This window comes from Streptomyces sp. NPDC005151, from assembly GCF_053599875.1.
The window spans coordinates 1-1367 of sequence record NZ_JBSFYR010000257.1; the positions used below are offsets into that span (position 1 = coordinate 1).

2 protein-coding genes are annotated in these 1367 nt (G+C 67.8%); both read left to right on the top strand.

All coding sequences use genetic code 11. The features are described from left to right. Nucleotides 1–105: 105 nt before the first annotated feature. Nucleotides 106–960, top strand: coding sequence for an IS5 family transposase (locus ACWD6R_RS40560; protein ID WP_451823342.1), 855 nt, complete (start codon nt 106–108; stop codon nt 958–960). Next, nucleotides 957–1355, top strand: coding sequence for a hypothetical protein (locus tag ACWD6R_RS40565; RefSeq protein WP_451823343.1), 399 nt, complete (start codon nt 957–959; stop codon nt 1353–1355). The genes ACWD6R_RS40560 and ACWD6R_RS40565 overlap by 4 nt, the downstream gene beginning before the upstream one ends. Nucleotides 1356–1367: the final 12 nt, after the last annotated feature.

Here is a 1367-nt window from a genome sequence, read left to right on the forward strand (position 1 = left end):
TCAGAGGGCGTTAAGTCCCTTTCCGAATGATCTGGTGTCGCTCGTTCGTGGGTAAGGACATCGTTCAGTCCCACTCCAGTGTCGTGTGCATGATGTTGTCGCCGTATGGAACGGATGCCGTACTCAACCGACTTGTCCGACGCGCAGTGGGCGTTGCTCGAGCCGCTGGTCACCGCGTGGAAGCAGGAGCGGGTGGCGCGGTCGGCGACCGGGGACCCGGGCTCCTGCGACCTGCGGGAAGTTGTGAACGCGCTGCTCTACCAGAACCGGACGGGCTGTCAGTGGCGGCTGCTGCCGCACGACCTGCCGGCCTGGTCGGCGGTGTTCTACTACTTCACCCTGTGGCGCCAGGACGGCCTCGACCAGCGGATCCAGGAGATCCTGCGCTGCCAGGTGCGGGAGCGGGCCAGACGATTAGAGGACCCGTCCCTGGTGATCATCGACACCCAGTCCGTCCGCGCGGCGGCCGGGGTGCCGAAGGCGACGACGGGACTGGACGCGAACAAGAAAACGCCGGGCAGGAAGCGGGGACTCGCCGTCGACGTCCTGGGCCTGATCATCGGTGTGGTCGTCCTGCCGGCCAGTGCGCACGACAACGAGGCCGGCATCGCCCTGCTTGACCAGGCGGCCGAACGGTGCGGGATGCGCCTGGAGAAGGCCCTGGTCGACCAGGGCTTCAAGGACGCCGTGATCATCCACGGCGTCGTGAACGACATCACCGTCGAGGTGGTCCGCCGCAACCCCGACGACCAGGGCAGAGGCTTCGTGCCACAGCCCATCCGGTGGCGGGTCGAACAGGTCAACGGCACCCTCATGCTGCACCGCCGCCTCGCCCGCGAATACGACCACCGGCCCGACAACTCCGCCTCCCGCGTCTACTGGGCCTCCACCGCCGGCATGCTCCGCCGTCTCACCACCCCCGCCCCCGCCTGGCGGGACGACTTCGAGGTGGCCGCGTGAACGTCACCGACCTCCTCGAACTCCTCCGCGAGCAGCACGAACAGGCCACCGCCCACGCCGACGACCTGCGACAGCAGCTTCAGGAACTGACCGCGGCCCTCACCGAGGCCGAAGACCGCCTCGCCGAACTGGCCACCACCCGGAAGAACATCGAGAACCTGATCCCCGCCCAGGGTGCACCGCCGGCCCTGCCGACCGCCGACACCTACCAACGGATCCTGACCGTGTTCAACGAGCACCCCAAACAGCCGTTTCGCGCCCGCGAGCTCCACCAACTGCTCGGCCTGCCCACCGACGAGGCCACCGTGAACGTCACCCGCTCCCGCCTCGGACGACTCGTCCGCCAAGGCATCCTCACCCAGCCCGGACGCGGCCAATACGAGAAACGGACTTAACGTCCTCTCAGA

Excerpts from the sequence above, each read along its gene's own strand:
- ACWD6R_RS40560 (WP_451823342.1), top strand. The coding sequence starts at position 106 with ATGGAACGGATGCCGTACTCAACCGACTTGTCCGACGCGCAGTGGGCG.